Annotated in this window: 17 protein-coding genes and 1 tRNA gene; 7 read left to right on the forward strand and 11 right to left on the reverse strand. The window is 58.2% G+C overall.

Annotated elements, in window-relative coordinates; translation table 11 throughout:
* Nucleotides 1–42: 42 nt before the first annotated feature.
* The 6 genes from ACYZUC_RS18710 to ACYZUC_RS18735 all read left to right on the forward strand — a co-directional run bounded on the left by ACYZUC_RS18710 (nucleotide 43) and on the right by ACYZUC_RS18735 (nucleotide 5,394).
* Nucleotides 43–738, forward strand: a complete 696-nt coding sequence (locus ACYZUC_RS18710) for an ABC transporter permease (protein ID WP_461989624.1) — start codon at nucleotides 43–45, stop codon at nucleotides 736–738.
* Entirely contained in the window at nucleotides 735–1,424 is a 690-nt protein-coding gene (locus ACYZUC_RS18715; protein ID WP_461989625.1) for an ABC transporter permease, read from the forward strand. Before ACYZUC_RS18710 ends, ACYZUC_RS18715 begins: the two co-directional genes overlap by 4 nt.
* Complete coding sequence (locus tag ACYZUC_RS18720) at nucleotides 1,405–2,634, forward strand: methyltransferase (RefSeq protein ID WP_461989626.1); 1,230 nt, start codon at nucleotides 1,405–1,407, stop codon at nucleotides 2,632–2,634. Before ACYZUC_RS18715 ends, ACYZUC_RS18720 begins: the two co-directional genes overlap by 20 nt.
* Before the next feature lie 299 nt (nucleotides 2,635–2,933).
* Entirely contained in the window at nucleotides 2,934–4,175 is a 1,242-nt protein-coding gene (locus ACYZUC_RS18725) for a nucleoside deaminase (protein ID WP_461989627.1), read from the forward strand.
* A 119-nt stretch (nucleotides 4,176–4,294) separates the two neighbouring features.
* Nucleotides 4,295–4,370: transfer RNA gene (locus tag ACYZUC_RS18730), tRNA-Thr, on the forward strand.
* 301 nt (nucleotides 4,371–4,671) lie between these two features.
* The gene (locus tag ACYZUC_RS18735; protein WP_461989628.1) at nucleotides 4,672–5,394 is read left to right on the forward strand and encodes a hypothetical protein; all 723 of its coding nucleotides are present in this window, start codon (nucleotides 4,672–4,674) and stop codon (nucleotides 5,392–5,394) included.
* A 330-nt stretch (nucleotides 5,395–5,724) separates the two neighbouring features.
* Here the strand turns inward: ACYZUC_RS18735 and ACYZUC_RS18740 are convergent, their stop codons facing one another.
* From ACYZUC_RS18740 to ACYZUC_RS18750, 3 genes are read right to left on the reverse strand one after another with little or no spacing between them, the layout of a single operon-like run.
* The gene (locus ACYZUC_RS18740; RefSeq protein ID WP_008024998.1) at nucleotides 5,725–6,435 is read right to left on the reverse strand and encodes an SDR family NAD(P)-dependent oxidoreductase; all 711 of its coding nucleotides are present in this window, start codon (nucleotides 6,433–6,435) and stop codon (nucleotides 5,725–5,727) included.
* Nucleotides 6,436–6,478: 43 nt separating this feature from the next.
* Nucleotides 6,479–7,135, reverse strand: a complete 657-nt coding sequence (locus ACYZUC_RS18745) for a DsbA family oxidoreductase (RefSeq protein WP_461989629.1) — start codon at nucleotides 7,133–7,135, stop codon at nucleotides 6,479–6,481.
* On the reverse strand, nucleotides 7,132–7,353 hold the full coding sequence (locus tag ACYZUC_RS18750) for a tautomerase family protein (RefSeq protein ID WP_008025002.1): 222 nt from the start codon (nucleotides 7,351–7,353) through the stop codon (nucleotides 7,132–7,134). The genes ACYZUC_RS18745 and ACYZUC_RS18750 overlap by 4 nt, the downstream gene beginning before the upstream one ends.
* Nucleotides 7,354–7,579: 226 nt before the next feature.
* On the opposite strand from ACYZUC_RS18750, the gene ACYZUC_RS18755 reads away from it, so the two are divergent.
* Nucleotides 7,580–7,903: a helix-turn-helix domain-containing protein gene (locus tag ACYZUC_RS18755; protein WP_461989630.1), complete on the forward strand. Its 324-nt coding sequence runs from the start codon at nucleotides 7,580–7,582 to the stop codon at nucleotides 7,901–7,903.
* Here ACYZUC_RS18755 and ACYZUC_RS18760 read toward each other — a convergent pair.
* The 8 genes from ACYZUC_RS18760 to ACYZUC_RS18795 form a co-directional block, all read right to left on the reverse strand.
* Nucleotides 7,900–8,247: a type II toxin-antitoxin system RelE/ParE family toxin gene (locus ACYZUC_RS18760; protein ID WP_461989631.1), complete on the reverse strand. Its 348-nt coding sequence runs from the start codon at nucleotides 8,245–8,247 to the stop codon at nucleotides 7,900–7,902. The two genes, ACYZUC_RS18755 and ACYZUC_RS18760, sit on opposite strands and share 4 nt — an antisense overlap.
* Nucleotides 8,248–8,504: 257 nt before the next feature.
* The gene (locus ACYZUC_RS18765) at nucleotides 8,505–9,278 is read right to left on the reverse strand and encodes a DeoR/GlpR family DNA-binding transcription regulator (protein ID WP_192226787.1); all 774 of its coding nucleotides are present in this window, start codon (nucleotides 9,276–9,278) and stop codon (nucleotides 8,505–8,507) included.
* Between the two features lie 55 nt (nucleotides 9,279–9,333).
* A complete protein-coding gene (gene pdxA, locus ACYZUC_RS18770; RefSeq protein ID WP_032828579.1) occupies nucleotides 9,334–10,335 on the reverse strand; it encodes a 4-hydroxythreonine-4-phosphate dehydrogenase PdxA in 1,002 nt (333 codons plus the stop codon).
* Between the two features lie 5 nt (nucleotides 10,336–10,340).
* Nucleotides 10,341–11,621, reverse strand: coding sequence for a four-carbon acid sugar kinase family protein (locus ACYZUC_RS18775; RefSeq protein ID WP_461989632.1), 1,281 nt, complete (start codon nucleotides 11,619–11,621; stop codon nucleotides 10,341–10,343).
* The gene (locus tag ACYZUC_RS18780) at nucleotides 11,618–12,631 is read right to left on the reverse strand and encodes a 2-keto-3-deoxygluconate permease (RefSeq protein WP_192226783.1); all 1,014 of its coding nucleotides are present in this window, start codon (nucleotides 12,629–12,631) and stop codon (nucleotides 11,618–11,620) included. The genes ACYZUC_RS18775 and ACYZUC_RS18780 overlap by 4 nt, the downstream gene beginning before the upstream one ends.
* A 286-nt stretch (nucleotides 12,632–12,917) precedes the next feature.
* On the reverse strand, nucleotides 12,918–14,204 hold the full coding sequence (locus ACYZUC_RS18785; RefSeq protein ID WP_008025011.1) for an OprD family porin: 1,287 nt from the start codon (nucleotides 14,202–14,204) through the stop codon (nucleotides 12,918–12,920).
* Nucleotides 14,205–14,443: 239 nt separating this feature from the next.
* On the reverse strand, nucleotides 14,444–14,839 hold the full coding sequence (locus ACYZUC_RS18790) for a nuclear transport factor 2 family protein (protein ID WP_461989633.1): 396 nt from the start codon (nucleotides 14,837–14,839) through the stop codon (nucleotides 14,444–14,446).
* A gap of 18 nt (nucleotides 14,840–14,857) precedes the next feature.
* Nucleotides 14,858–15,529: a DsbA family protein gene (locus ACYZUC_RS18795; RefSeq protein WP_461989634.1), complete on the reverse strand. Its 672-nt coding sequence runs from the start codon at nucleotides 15,527–15,529 to the stop codon at nucleotides 14,858–14,860.
* Nucleotides 15,530–15,644 lie beyond the last annotated feature (115 nt).

Raw genomic sequence — 15,644 nt, forward strand, 5'->3', positions numbered from 1 at the left:
GCCGGTCCCCGGCCTTGCCTGCCGCGATTTGAAAAGAAATCCATGATTATCGACCTCTACGGATTCGGCCCGGCGCTCGCCGCTGGCGCGCTGATGACTGTGAAACTGGCACTCTCGGCCCTGTGTCTCGGGCTGGTGCTCGGTTTGCTCGGCGCCTTGGCCAAGACTTCCCCGTACAAGCCACTGCAATGGCTTGGCGGCACTTATTCGACACTGGTTCGTGGCATCCCGGAACTGCTCTGGGTGCTGTTGATTTACTTCGGCACGGTCAACCTGATGCGTGCCTTGGGCGAGTTTTTCGGCAACCCCGACCTTGAACTCAATGCCTTTGCCGCTGGTGTAATTGCGCTGGGCCTGTGCTTCGGCGCCTACGCCACGGAAGTGTTCCGCGGTGCAATTCTGGCGATCCCCAAAGGCCACCGTGAAGCCGGTGTGGCACTGGGTCTTTCGAAGTTTCGCATCTTCACCAAGCTGATCATGCCGCAGATGTGGCGCATCGCCCTGCCCGGCCTGGGCAACCTGTTCATGATCCTGATGAAAGACACCGCGCTGGTGTCGGTGATCGGCCTGGAAGAGATCATGCGTCACGCGCAAATCGGCGTGACCGTATCCAAACAGCCGTTCACCTTCTATATGGTGGCCGCGTTCATGTACCTGGGCCTGACGATTCTGGCCATGACGGGCATGCACTTCATGGAAAAACGCGCCGCTCGCGGCTTCGCGAGGAGCAACCAATGAACTGGGAAATCATCATCAAGTGGCTGCCGAAACTGGCTCAGGGCGCAACGCTGACCCTGGAACTGGTGGCCATCGCCGTGATTGCCGGCCTGTTGCTGGCGATTCCGCTGGGCATCGCACGCTCGTCGCGCCTGTGGTGGGTACGGGCATTTCCCTACGGCTACATCTTCTTTTTCCGTGGCACGCCGTTGCTGGTTCAGCTGTTCCTGGTCTACTACGGCCTGGCGCAGTTCGATGCAGTCCGTAACAGCTCGATGTGGCCGTACCTGCGCGATCCGTTCTGGTGCGCCACGGCGACCATGACCTTGCACACCGCGGCCTACATCGCCGAGATCCTGCGCGGTGCGATCCAGGCGATTCCACCGGGCGAGATCGAAGCGGCGCGGGCGCTGGGCATGTCCCGGGCCAAGGCGCTGTTCTACATCATCCTGCCCCGTGCCGCCCGCATCGGCCTGCCGGCGTACAGCAACGAAGTGATCCTGATGCTCAAGGCCAGCGCGCTGGCCAGTACCGTGACCCTGCTGGAACTGACCGGCATGGCTCGCACCATCATTGCCCGGACGTATTTGCCGGTGGAGATCTTCTTCGCCGCAGGCATGTTCTACCTGCTGATGGCTTACGTGCTGGTTCGCGGCTTCAAGCTGCTGGAGCGCTGGTTGCGCGTCGATGCCTGCCAAGGGCGTTGATTCCCACGTGTTGACGGGCGAGGCCCTGCTCGCCCGCTTCATGGCGCTGGATGCTTTTCTGATCGAGCATCAGGCGCTGTGGAAGCCTCGACCGTTTACTCATCTGCAACTTCCTTGGGAAGCGTCCTACCCGGAGCTGGCTGTATGGCTACGCGGGCGATCGCTGGAAGACGCGGAAAACAGTCATAACCAACCTTGTCTGCTGGATGCGCCGGAACCGTTTGCTTCGCTGGCGGCGCTATCCCTTGAACTGGGTTCGGTGGGTGAGCTGCCGGCACATACGCTGGAGACCGCAGGACATCGGTTGAATGTCGATGTGCCGGGGCGCAAGTGGCAGCAGATCGAGGCGTTTGCCAGCCGGTTGTCGTTTGCTGCGCCACCGATGCATTGGCTGGATTGGTGTTCGGGCAAAGGTCACTTGGGTCGACGCCTGCTGCAAACCGGTCAGCAGCTCACGTGCCTGGAACATGATCCTGCACTGGTCCTCAGCGGTCAGGCACTCAGCCAGCGCCATCAACTGCATGCGCTGCATGTCGAGCAGGATGTACTCGCGCCTGACGCCGCCTCTTTGCTGAACGCCGATCACACACCGGTCGCACTGCATGCCTGTGGCGATCTGCATGTGCGATTGATCCAGCTCGCCAGCGCCGCCGGGTGCAAACAAATGGCCGTTGCGCCGTGCTGCTATAACAGGATCAGTCTTCCTGCATACCTGCCAGTTTCCTCTGTCGGTTTGCGCTCCGACCTACAGCTGTCACTCGACGATCTCTCACTCCCGATGAGCGAAACCGTCACCGCAGGTGCCCGCGTCCGACGTCAGCGCGACACGTCCATGGCCCGACGCCTGGCTTTCGACCTGCTGCAACGGCAACTTCGCGGTGTAGATGAGTACCTGCCCACGCCTTCCCTGCCGAGCGCCTGGCTGGACAGATCTTTCGCCGACTACTGCCATCATCTGGCCGCATTCAAAGAGTTATCCACAGTCGGCCCGCAAGACTGGTTAGCGCTCGAAGCCGCCGGTTGGCAGCGACTGGCCGAAGTACGCAATCTGGAACTGCTACGTGGACTTTTCCGACGTCCGCTGGAGCTTTGGCTGGTACTCGATCGAGCACTATTCCTAGCCGAGCAGGGTTATACCGTTCGTCTCGGCACCTTTTGTGAAACCCCACTCACGCCGCGTAACTTCCTGTTGCTGGCGGAACGTGCCTAAAACAGCCACAGCCTGTGGATAACTCTGTTGATGAAATATCGTGGATCCAATGTCCACGCCTGTTTCAGGGCTGAAACTAAACTGTTCAATTTTCGTACACTCGAATAAAAAACCGGAAAAACAGGCATTTGCAAGAAAATGAGACTGGATCCACATTTTCGATCTTAGCCGCGTGCATCGCATTCCCCGTTGTGCATAAGCATTAATTCAAAAGAACATAAACGCCCCGGAAATCCTCAACTATCTTTGCCAAGCGTCAGAATTCTCTGACGTCAGGGACAGCAAGGAGCTGGGAAAACATGAGCACATTGAACAGTGCACAGGAAGCCGTCGATACCGTCGCCAACGAAGCCATCGTCGCTGCGCTGCAGCAAACCTTCGCGGTAGGCGGCGCCATCATCAACAACGCAACGGGCGAGGTCATCGCCGCGCTGCACAACAACGTACTGATGCCTTTCCCTGGCAGCGGCACGACTTACTTTCTACCCCACGACCCGACCGCCCACGGCGAACGGCAACTGGTGGACTGGTACTACGAAAACGTCGCGCCACTGAACCTGCCACCGCCCAATCAACTGACCGTCGTCACCACGCTCGACCCGTGCGCCATGTGCGCCGGTTCGCTGCTGACCGCAGGATTCAACGTCGCCGTCAGTGCGATCGATGACTACGCGGGTATCAACTACAACAGCCAGTTCACCTTTCCATCGTTGCCGCCGCAGATCCGCCAACAGGCGCAGAACACCTGGGGCTATTACGCGATTGCAGCGCCAGTCAGCCGCGCCTATCAGGGTTCGAACAGCCCGGTGTTCGGCGGCCAGACCATCGACTCGGCGGCGTATTTCCTGTGCAGCTCGATCTTCTCCGCCAGCGTTAACACGGTGCGCGATGCCAGCAACAACAGCGGCCTGCCGCCGGATCAACTGCAAAACCCCGCCACCCTGCCGGCCAACAGCAAAGTGCGCCAGGCACTCACGGCGCTCAGCCCATTCGCACTGACCGTGCAATCGGCGAACCCACGTGATCCTGGCGCCGAACTCGCGCCTCCCCTGCTGAAAACCGCGCAGCAAAGCACGGTGTTCAACTCAGTGGCGCTGATCGACCCGTTCGGTAACCTGCTGGTGTGCCTGGGAGGCGTCGAGAACCAGTCGCCGATTCGTACAGCGTTCATGGAAACGACCCGCAGCTATGCGGTCATGCGCTGGACCCTGATGAACGACCCGGATCCGGTGGTTCGCGACCAGGCAGCGAAATACCTGACCCATCCGAAGTACGGCACCTTCGTCTTCCTCTATGCGCCCGATCCAACAACGCCCCAGGCCGTGATGACCTTCGGCGCCTACGGTTCAACCATGGAAGGCCCCGTGCCGCAGAGCTATCCGTCGAACCTGCAATACGTGTTGCTGCCGGGCAACACCACTCCGCAAGCGTTGTCGACACTGGCCCAGAACCTGCCGCCGTTCTATACGCAAAGCGTGCAAGTGGCGCCTGCGCAGGTGCTAAGTCAGGACCTGATCAACGCGGTTAAAAACGGCGTGTGATGCTTCACTTACCAGCCCCGCAGATGCGTCTGTGGGGCTGGTCTGAAGGCTGTGTAAAAATAGTCTGAATTCAGGGGTTTACAGAAGCTATCCAATCGCTATAATCGTCGCCCTAACACGCCGGTATAGCTCAGTTGGTAGAGCAACTGACTTGTAATCAGTAGGTCCCGGGTTCGACTCCTGGTGCCGGCACCATACAAAACGAAGCCCTCGTAGAAATACGAGGGCTTTGTTGTTTCTGGGGTTTGGAGAAACCGGTTTTAGTGGCCTGTGCTCTGCCAGTGCAGAATTTCTGCCAGTAACGTCCTTGGCGCTGTCCAGATACACAACCGCCTGCGCAATTTCGCTGATCTCGCCCATTTGCTGATGCAAATTCTCGAGCGCCTCATGTGTTTCCTTCGTTGTGCATCGCGGATTTTGTGATGCCGGGACTGACCTTATTCAGGGCGGGACAGTACAAACAATCGATTTTGACGCTTCAATTAAGGAGAAAGTCGTGGACGTATCCAAGCTGGATAATGCAAGCCTACCTGAAAAAGTTGGCCAAATTTACGAGAATGATCACCCACTATGGGGGCCACTGTGCTTGATTCTGAATGCAAGTGGCCTTGGTTTTCTTGACCGCTACCTATCTAAAAAAGCAATGGATTTCGAGCTACGACAAATCCACCTACTCATCTCCGAGCTTAAAAAATTCTCGCTAAGTACCACACCCTCAGATTCACCAGACCTCATCCCTGCATTTCGGATCTCTCTTAACGCAATTCAAGAGTCACTAAGTAAAGAGAAAGTCCGAGTTTTCGCATCCATTCTGGCCAATCTCTGGAACCAAAAAACAAGCAACTGGGACGCTACATCTCAAACCTTGCGCCTAGTACGTGATCTAGAAGATGTTCATTTTTTGGTGCTTACAGAAGCAAACACGCTTCACAATGCAAAGACCGGTAAAGGTATGTTTTCTGTGGGCAGGAAACCATCGCTCGCAACAAGTGCAATTGAAGACCTACTACCGAGTAATCTAGACCCAATGCTGATTGACTCTTGTGTGTCAGATCTTATTGCCAAAGGGCTTCTCAACGACTCGTTCATCAGCAACAACTCACTTGAGACCGATATTGAATTCTCCCCCACGAAAGCACCTGTGACTTACTCAATATCTGAGCTTGGTATTTGGCTCATCAAACAGATACCCCCCGCGCCTTCTGCAACCGCAAGCTAAGCAAAACCGCCCCATCAAGCCCCCAAGCCGGGGCTTTTTCATGTCTGCGGTGTAGCCACCCCCGCTACACCGCCCGCCGCTCGCGGCTCTTGCGCGCGCGTCACCCTCAAGGCTCACTGATCTGGTATCGCCTCCCCAGGAGCCTCCTAATGTCCACTGACTACCATCACGGCGTCCCGACAGGCCTGCTCCGCTGCTCATGCAGAGCTGAGGAAAAAACGACCCATTTAGCCCGCCGGCGTGGCGGGGGGACGAGCCCGCGCTAGGTTAAAAAAAACCCTCGCAGCAAGACGAGGGTTTTGTTGTTTCTGCCGTTTGAAAAAGCCGGCCTTAGTGACCCGCGCTCTGCCCACCATCCACATGCAGGATTTCACCAGTAACAAAATTGGCGCTATCCAGATAAACAACCGCCTGAGCAATGTCGCTGATTTCACCCATGTGCCCGACCGGGTGCAGAGCGCCCAGTGCTGCGTGGGTTTCTTCACCGTGCATCGGGGTCTTGATGATGCCTGGGGAAACCGCGTTTACCCGAATCCCGCGCTTGGCGTATTCGATGGCCAGGGATTTGGTCGCCGCGTTCAAACCACCTTTGGTCAGCGAAGCCAGTACCGATGGCACGCCGTCGATAGCGTGGTCGACCAGGCTGGTGGTGATGTTGACGACGTGGCCGCTGCCTTGTTTTTCCATCTCGGTGATCGCGAGCTGGGTGATGTAGAAGAAGCCATTCAGGTTCACCGACAGCACATTGGCGTAGTCTTCAGCTGTGTACTGGGTGAACGGTTTGGCGACGAAGATACCGGCGTTGTTGACCAGGGTGTCGACGCGGCCGAAACGTGCGATGGCTTCGCGGATCACTTGTTGAGCGACTTCCGGGTTGCCGATGTCGCCGGCCACGGTGAGGATGTCCGGATCGGTGGATGGTTTGATCGAACGCGAAGTGGCGACGACTTTGTAATCCAGATCACGGAAAGCTTTGACCATGCCTGCGCCGAGACCTTGGGAGGCGCCAGTAATTACGATGACTTTTTTCGAATTGCTCATGATGAACCTCTACTAATAAATGATGGTTTGAAAAAGTAATGAATCAGGCTTCGGCGGGTTCCTTCGCCATTTGTCTCAACATTTGCTCGTAGTACTCGACCGACTGCGAACCGGACACCAGGTGGCGACCGTTGAGAATCATGGCCGGTACCGAATTGATGCCGTGCTGCTGGTAAAACGCTTCAAGTTCACGCACTTCCTCGGCGAACGCTCCGGACGCCAACACCTCTTGAGCCGCCGCTGCATCCAGCCCCGCTTCGGCTGCCAGTCGAACCAGCGTCTCGCGATCACTCGGGTTCTGGCCGTCGGCGAAGTAACCGCGTAGCAGGATCTTCTTCAGTGCGACCTGCCGCCCTTCCTGTAACGCCCACAACAGCAGACGGTGAGCATCAAAGGTGTTGTAGAAGTGAGTGCGCTTCTCCAGGTCAAACTTGAAACCGAGTGCTTCACCACGAGCGATCTGCATCGCTTTGCCGGCGGCGACGTCTTCAGCGGTGCGCCCGTATTTGCGCATCAGGTGCTCGACGGCTTTCTCGCCTTCAGGCGGCATGTTCGGGTTCAACTCGAACGGCTTGTAGGTCAGCTCCACCGAGACTTCACTCGACACGTTCTCAATCGCCTGCTCTAACGCCGTCGCGCCCAATGCACACCAAGGGCACACGACGTCGGAGATGAAATCGATGGAGACCGACGCAGTCACGACTTGCCCTCCTTCTCAGCCAGTTGCTTGCGGTACTGGGTGGTGGTGATGCCGGCGTAGCCCCAGTTATCGGTGTCGACTTCTTCGATCACGATGTGGGTCAGGTGCGGGTCCTTCTTGAGGACGCGTTCCAGTGTTTCAGTGATTTCAGCGATCACCTGAGCTTTCTGCTCAGAGGTAACGCCATCGCGGGTAATGCGTACGCTTACAAAAGGCATGAGGAAGATCTCCAGTGACCTGCTCATCGGGATGATGGGTAGGTGTTGGAGCTCAATGTAGGAGTTTGGGGGGTGGGGATAAAGGTAGGGGCGGGAACATCATTAGTTACGTGGTGTAATGGGTAGTGCTGCGCAGTCAGAAAAAATGCTTGGATCAAAAATCGTCAATCGGCTAATCTCTTTTTATCGAAAATTTTAGATAACGCTTAAAAAGAGGTGAAGCTTTATGGCAATTCAATTCTTCGACAGCCCATTCCACGTCACGCATGACGAGGAGGTTGCCAGCAAAATGGCCTTGAAAATGGAGTTGTCGATATTCATCACTGACTGCATTAAAAAACTGGGGCTCAAACAGAGTGAGGCCGCAGACAAGCTAGGCGTGACTCAATCACGCATTTCAGAACTGGCCACTGGCAAGATCGAGAAATTCACCATCGATGCAATGATGGACATGCTGGATAAACTCGGCTTTCGCACCACGTTTACATTGCCGTCCAACGAGCCCGGAGCCTTGCCACAAATCGTCATTTCACAAGCTCACGCTGGCTAGACGTTGAGCCCCATTTTCCGAAGCTCTCTTTTCAGCTCTTTCAACCGATCTTCCGCGACGGCCATTGCGTGACGATCTGTTCTGTTCGTGGTTTTCACGAACGAATGAAGGACGAAAATGGTGTCCGCATACTTTGCAATGTAAATGCAGCGGTATGCAGGGCTACCGTTGATGATCAACTCAATGGCGCCCGCTCCAACCGAACTGAGCTGCTTGATTGCCAGTTCTGGATCTGCGTTGTATTGCACGCGCATCAGGTCTTTCCCGAACTCATCCTGTACCCAGCTCGGCAAGTCTTTGTACTCACGAGTTGCAGCTTCATTTACAAAAGCAAATCTCTTCAAAAGTGGATTCCTACCTGGAACAGGCGCTGCTTTCCGAACGTCTCAGTAGACGATTGATAGGCGCTGTTTAGTAGTTATCGCTGGCTGTTTCCGCAGTAGGACTCAGCCTCTTTTGAAGTAGTCCGCCTTGTTACGTGGCGCAATTTTTCACTTTTTGCGACACGTCTTGGGAATCGCTTTTTGTAGGAGCCGGCTTGCCGGCGATGGCGATTTTAAGGACGCCAACGCCAGCAAGCCGGCTCCTACACGTTCGGGGTTTAATCGACGATCACGGTTTCTACGGTGATTTGCTTGAGGGCATGAAACGGTGCGAGAGCAGCTTCATCGGCGGTAGCACCGGTAATCAACCGCCACTCCCGCTCAATCGGCGTCCAGTGCTGTTGCCGCGCACGGCCGAGTTTGTCGGTGTCGGCGAGCACCACAATCTGCGCCGCGCGTTTGATGATGCATTCCTTGAGATACGCCTGCTGCGCGCTCGCTTCGCACAAGCCAAATTCCGCGACCACGCCGTCCGCGCCGAGGAAGGCTTTGTCGACGCTCAGTCGACTTAACGTCAACTCCGCCAACGGCCCCAACGTGCTCATGCTCGAACCGCGCAAGTCGCCGCCGATCAGGGTCAGGCGAATGCCCGGCGCATTGGCCAGGGTCATCACTGCCAGCAGGTTGTTGGTGACCACGTGTACGTCTTGTCGCGAGCACAGGTGATGGGCCAGCGCGGCGCAGGTGGTGCCGCCGTCGAGCAAGACGGTGTCGCCGTCCTGGACGTGTGCCGCCGCCGCTTGGGCGATGGCGTCTTTCTGTTCCCACTGGCTGGTTTTGCGTTCTTCGAGGGAGGCTTCCGGTTCATGCACACCGACCACGGCGGTGGCGCCGCCGTAGGTGCGCACCAGGTGCCGTTGTTTGGCGAGCATGGTCAGGTCGCGGCGCACCGTGGCTTCCGAAACCCCGAGGGCCGCGCTCAATTGCTCGACGTTGGCATCGCCGATGCGGACGAGGTCGAGGATGGCGCGGTGGCGTTCGGAGGCTTTCATGGCGGGTCTCGCACGGTGGACGGTGGTCGATCTTACACGACAGCGCCCCTGCGGCTCATCCCCGTCGCGTGGCCAGTTCCGCGCCCTGGCGCAGCGCTTCGAGCAGGCTGCGCTCATCGGCGATGCCTTTGCCGGCGATGTCGAATGCGGTGCCGTGGTCGACCGAGGTGCGAATCACGTCGAGGCCGACGGTGACGTTCACTCCCGCTTCCAGGCCGAGCACCTTGACCGGGCCGTGGCCCTGGTCGTGATACATCGCGACCACCAGATCGAAGTCGCCGCGTCCGGCGCGGAAGAACAGCGTATCGGCTGGCAGCGGACCAGTGACGTCGAGGCCACGCTCCTGCAACAGCTTCACCGCCGGGATGATTTTTTCTTCCTCTTCGCCATAACCGAACAGGCCGTTTTCACCGGCATGCGGGTTGATCCCGCACACGCCGATGCGCGGGCGGGCGATGCCGGCTTTGATCAATGTCGCGTTACCGCGCTCGATGGTGCGCTGGACCAGGCCCGGCTCGATCTTGCGGATCGCATCGATGATGCCGATGTGCGTCGTGACGTGAATCACCCGCAGCTGCGGTGCCACCAGCATCATCGACACTTCATCGACGTTGGTCAGGTGCGCGAGCATTTCGGTGTGGCCAGGGTATTTGTGGCCGCCGGCGTGCAGCGCTTCCTTGTTCAGCGGCGCGGTGCAGATCGCGTCAATCTGATTGGCCTGCGCCAGCTCCACGGCACGGGCGATGTATTGGTAAGCGGCGTCACCGGCGATAGGCGACAGCTCACCGAATGGCAGGTCGTCGGGGATCAGGTCGAGGTCGATGCAGTCGATAACGCCGGTCTCGTAGCGTGCCTCGGACGCGTCCTTGATGCGGCGCACTTTGGCGCTGCCGCCGACGATCACATTGGCTTGTTCGAGACGGCGCGCATCGCCAATCACCAGTGGTCGGCATTGTTGATAGACGATGTCGTGAGTCAGGCTCTTGACGACGATTTCCGGACCGACACCCGAGGCGTCGCCCATGGTGATGCCGATGATGGGGAGGTAATTGCTCATAGTGTTCATTCGAGTCCTTGGATTCGTGTGCGTTGGGGCGAGGAGCGATTGGCGCTGTCGCTCAGGTGTTGCCATGCCGCATACAAAGCGCGATCGGTGCCGAACGCACCGGCCTTGGTCACGATGCCGGGACGATGGCCTTGCCGGGAAACAGTCGGGCGGGCGAAGGCAACGCCGGCCTCGATTTCGGTGATGAGTTGCAGGCTGTCGATGCCGACAGTGGTCAATATGGCCCGGGCCGTCTCGCCGCCTGTGGCGATCAGGCCGCCGACCTTGGCGAAGTGCGGTTCGACCAGCACGGCCAACATGCTTGAAAGTTGCGCGCCCTCTTGCGGATCGAAAGCGACATCGCGACCGATGCGCAGCAGCAGATCACTCCAGCCATCGAGTTGCTCGCCGATGCGTGCTTGCCACATCGCCCAGTCGCCATGGGTTTTACCTTGGCGAAGGACCTCCGGCGGGACAACCAGTTCGCTGACACCGCCGCGCTCCTTGAGTAGCGCGCATTGCCGCTCGCAGACGCCGGAGAGGCTGCCGACGAGGATCAGAATCGGCGCCTGACTTTTTTCCTGCGCGGTCGGTTCGATGGCTGTGAACCGTGTTTCTGAAAAATCCGGAAGGCTGGCGATTTCCCGCGCCAGGCCTCCCGAACCGATCCAGAACAGCGGCAGATCCATCGACGCGGTCAGGCGAGCGAGGGTCAGCAAATCGTCTTCGATTTGTGCATCGACGATCAGCGCTTGCGTGCCGCTGCGGGCGACTTCGGTGATGTGTTGCGCGAGCGCATTTTCGTTGCCGCGCAAGGTCTCGAGATCCAGTTTCGCGGTGCTCAGGCCGGCGGCGATGAGCATCGCTTCTACATCCGCTGGGCGATCAGCGTTTTCGAGCTTCCAGGTATCGGTGGTTTCCAGCGGTTGACCGTTCACGAAGACCCGACCGCCGCGCAACGTGCGCCCCGTAGCAGGGAATGCCGGGGCAACGATTGCCAGGCCGGCCAAGGGTTGCAGGGCAGCGACTTCCGCCGCCCAGTTACCGCGCAGAGTCGAATCGATTTTTTTGTACAGCCGCTGACCAGGCTGATGCAGCGCCTTGAACGCGGCAACGGTGCGCTCGGCAGCCTGCGTCGGTGAGAGGCGACGTGTGTCCGTATCGGCGGCGATCACCTGAGCATCGGCCTTGTCATTCAAGGGATCGAGCGTGACCACCGTTTGCAGCCCCACACTCGCAAAACCGATGGCGCAATCCGCCGCACCGGACAGATCATCCGCGATGATCAGAATCCTCATCGCAACGCCTCCTGCTTTTGAGGTTCGATCTCCTGCTCAGAGACGACGACAGGGTTGCGCTTTTGTACGCGCTTGGCGACGGCTGCAGTGAGTATCGGCGCAAGAATCGCGGTGACCACCACGCAGGCGGCTACCAATATGGTCGCGCTCTTGGCCGCTTCGGCGTAAACCGGATTGGCTGCCGCGATCAGCGCAGGCACGGCTGCGGCGTTCCCGGCGGTGGTAGCCGCAGCGACACCGGCGACGCCCGTGCCACCGGTCAAACGATCAGCGAAGAACAGCGGAATGCCGGTCAGCACGACCACCGCAACACCCATGCCGAGACCCAGCAAACCGGCCTGCCAGACGTTGTGCAGATCCAGACTTGCGCCCAGCGCCAAAGCGAAAAACGGGATCATCACCGGAACGGCCTTGGCCAGGAAGTCGCGCATGTCGCGGTCAAGATTGCCCAGCAACATGCCCAGCGCCAGCGGCAGAATACTGCCCACCAATGTCGGCCACGGGAACGCCGACAGACCAGCGATGCCGAGGGTGACCATGGTCAGAAACGGGCCGGATTCCAGGGACATGACCGAGTAGGCACCAACGTCTTCGGAGCGACCGTACTGACCCATCAGCGCCATGTATAAGCCGCCGTTCGTGTCGTTCATCGCGGCAACCACCGCCAGCGTCGAGATGCCGGCGAACAGGCCTGACGAAATTGGCTGCTCACCCAGAAAATGCCCGAGCACGATACCAATGAGCACGGCGATACCGACTTTGGTAATCAGCAGCGTGCCGCCCTTCTTGAGCAGGTAAGGCGTGGCCTTGATGTTGATGCTCGCGCCCATGCACACATAGAACACCGCGAGGATAGGCAACGCTCCGGTGAACAGCGCGTTGGTGAAGGAGCCGAAAAACTTGGGCGTATCAGGCATGAAGGTGGCGACCAGCGAACCGATCAGCAGGGGCACGATCATCATGCCGCCCGGAATGCGTTCTATGGTGCGCTTGATAGGAAATTGGGCCACGAGGGTCTCCTTTTATAATTGTGGGGTAAGACGTGTTTCACCTCGAAACTGACTGAACCGATCACAAGATTGATTGATTCAGTCAAAATAATCTTATGCCACCCTTTCAAATTGCGCAAATCAATCATTATGAATGCTCGTTTTGATCATTTTGCGTCAGTAGCAGTTGAGCACCTGATGCGCTTGCCGCGACCTAGAGCCTCGCGCCGCCCACAAAAAAGCCCCGAACCAGTCGGGGCTTCTTCGTTCTCAGCCTCTAATCAGGCCTCGATACTGCAACCGATCATCAGAAAATGTTGATCGGGTAGTCGACGAACACACGGACTTCGTTGCCGCTGACGTTGTACTCACTCGACTTCTGCGAAACACGCAGGATCGAGCTGCGCAGTTTCACGCTCAGGTCTTTGGCCGGGCCGCTTTGCACGACGTACTTGAACTGGTTGAAGATTTCGCGCTCGGTACCGCCCTCGCTGGTGGAGGTGGTGATGTTGTCGCCGCGTACGTAAGCCACGTTGTAGCTCAAGCCCGGAACGCCGAACGTGCTGAAGTCCAGACCGTAGCCGACCTGCCAGCTGCGCTCGTCTTCAGCGTTGAAGTCGGACCAGTAGGAGTTCGCCAGGTAGATGGTGTTGCCACCGTCACCGACGCGACCTTGATCCTTCTGATAGCCGCCGTAGGCGTAGCCCAGGTTGCTGTCGCCGGTGCTGCGCTGGTGAGCGACGGTGAACGAGTGCGGGCCGGTGGCGAAGGTGGCTGCCAGGCTCCAGATCTTGTTGTCGTCGCCGGTGGCGCCGCTTTCGCGGACGTAGGAATCGTCCAGCTTGGTGCGGTAGCCGTTGAAGTCGAGGGTCAAGGACTGATCCTTGTCGATCGGGAATACGTAGTTGGCGTTCACGTATTGCTTCTTCAACACGTCTTCAACGTCGGACGCGTACACCGCCGCCTTGAACTGTTCGGTGAACTGGTAGCTACCGCCCAATACGTTGATCGACTTCAGGCCACCGCTGTCACGGCCTTCCGCGCTTTTGCGCGATTCGGCGGTGAAGCGACCAGCGTTCAGTTCCAGGCCTTTGATCTCCTTGGAGGTGATCAGCGTGCCGGTGTAGCTTTCCGGCAGCAGGCGCGCGTTGTCGTAGTTCAGCACCGGCAGGGCCGGCATCTGGTCGCCGTAAGTCAGCGTGGTGCTGGAGAGACGGAATTTGACCGCTGCGCCGCCCTTCGACAGGTCATCAGCCGCGTTGCCACTGTCGCCTTTCTTGAAGAAGTCGATGCCTTGCGCGCCGGTGCGACCCTTGCCGCCATCCAGACGCAGTGCGTACAGACCGAACGCATCCACACCCACACCGACGGTGCCTTGGGTGAAACCGGACGAGAACGTGCCGATGGCCGCTTGGCCCCACTCGGCTTTGTCCTCACGACTGTCTTTGTAGTCACGATTGATGTAGGCATTGCGCAGCAGCACTTTGAGGCTGCTGTCTTCAACAAAACCCTTGGATTCGGCCTGGTCGTTAGCCATGGCCTGTGTCGCACTCAACATCCCCAGAGCGATCAGGCTGATTCGCTTATTCAACATTTTGTTCTTTTCCTTATTTCGGGTTGATACGCGCTGTGTCGAACGGCTGAAACGGCGCTATCGCACTCTTTTTTCACCCGAAAACAAAAAGGCCCGCCCACGATAAATCGCGGAGCGGGCCTTTTATTTTTTTGAGTCATGGCGGTTAGCCACAGGCGTTGGGGCGAATCCTATCCGCGCCCTTAACCATGTGTCAATTTCATGAATCGTCTGTGATTAGGTGAAAATCGTCTAAGAAATTACTTGTCCACGATTGCCCGTTGCACGGTGTGGCTGTCGACGAACTGTTCGAAATGGGTAACTTTGCCATTGGCGATGGTCCACAAATGGGCGACGCGAGCATTCATCGAGCGGCCGGTGGCTTTGTAGACTCCGCTGTAATTGCCGTAGGCAAACACCTTGTCTCCCTGTGCGACGTAGTCCTCGATCTTCAGCTGAAAACCTTCCCATTCCGTGGCCAGACGCTTGAAGACGTTCTCGACGATGGCGTCAAAGCCAATATAAGTACCCGCGCAGGGAAAGCCTGCGGCTTCGGTCCAGCGAACGTCATCGGCCAGGGCTGCGGCTGTATTGCGCGCATTTTCCTGGGAGTTGGCACCTTCGTAGGTGCTTTTGATCAGGCTCAGGTTATCCATGAGAGGCTCCGGGTGAATTCAGTGGGCACAGCCGTTGAGGCCGCAGGCTTGAAACTCGGATGTCGCGGCGTCTGCGGGAAGCGATTGACTCAGCCATGCCGCGAAGGCTTGCGGCTTGCCGAGCCACGGGCTGATGTCGATCAACGTGAACTGGCCATCCTGCTCCAGGGCGAAGGTCGGGAAACCATGGCCGCCGACGTTGGCCAACAAGGCGCGACTGGCCTTGATGTGGCGATCGGTGTCGGCATTTTCAAACGCTGACTGGAAGGCTTCGGCTTCCAGACCGATGTCGTTGGCGAGTTCGATCAACACGGCTTCATCGGCGATACGCCGCCCTTCCACGTAATGCGCGCTCTGCAAACGGCCCAACAACTCCAGTCCAAGGCCAGCGACCTGCTGCGCCGCGAGTACGGCGGCAATCGGCGGAGCGGAATCGAACACCGCCGTCTCATCGCGCAGCAACCCTTCGAAGTACGCATCGCCGAAAGGCTGACCGGTGTACTCGGCGATGCGCCGGTCGTGGGGCATCACGTAGTCACGCAAACGTGGCGAGACCATCTGACGGTTGGCGCCGGTCATCATGCCGCCGCCATGGGCAATCACCGGCAGAACGGCCTGAGCGGCTTGCACCAGTGGTTTTGCGCCGTAGCACCAGCCGCACAACGGGTCGTAAATGTAGTGAAGGATCATGGGAAGGCTCCGGCGAAAAGTCAGGAAAAATCGATGCCGGCAGGTTAGCCCTGCGACAGTTTCTGAAAAACGCCGGAATGGCTTTCAGTCTGTTTCATGAATCGGTCGAATGCTG

This window comes from Pseudomonas sp. GT1P32 (genome assembly GCF_054897805.1).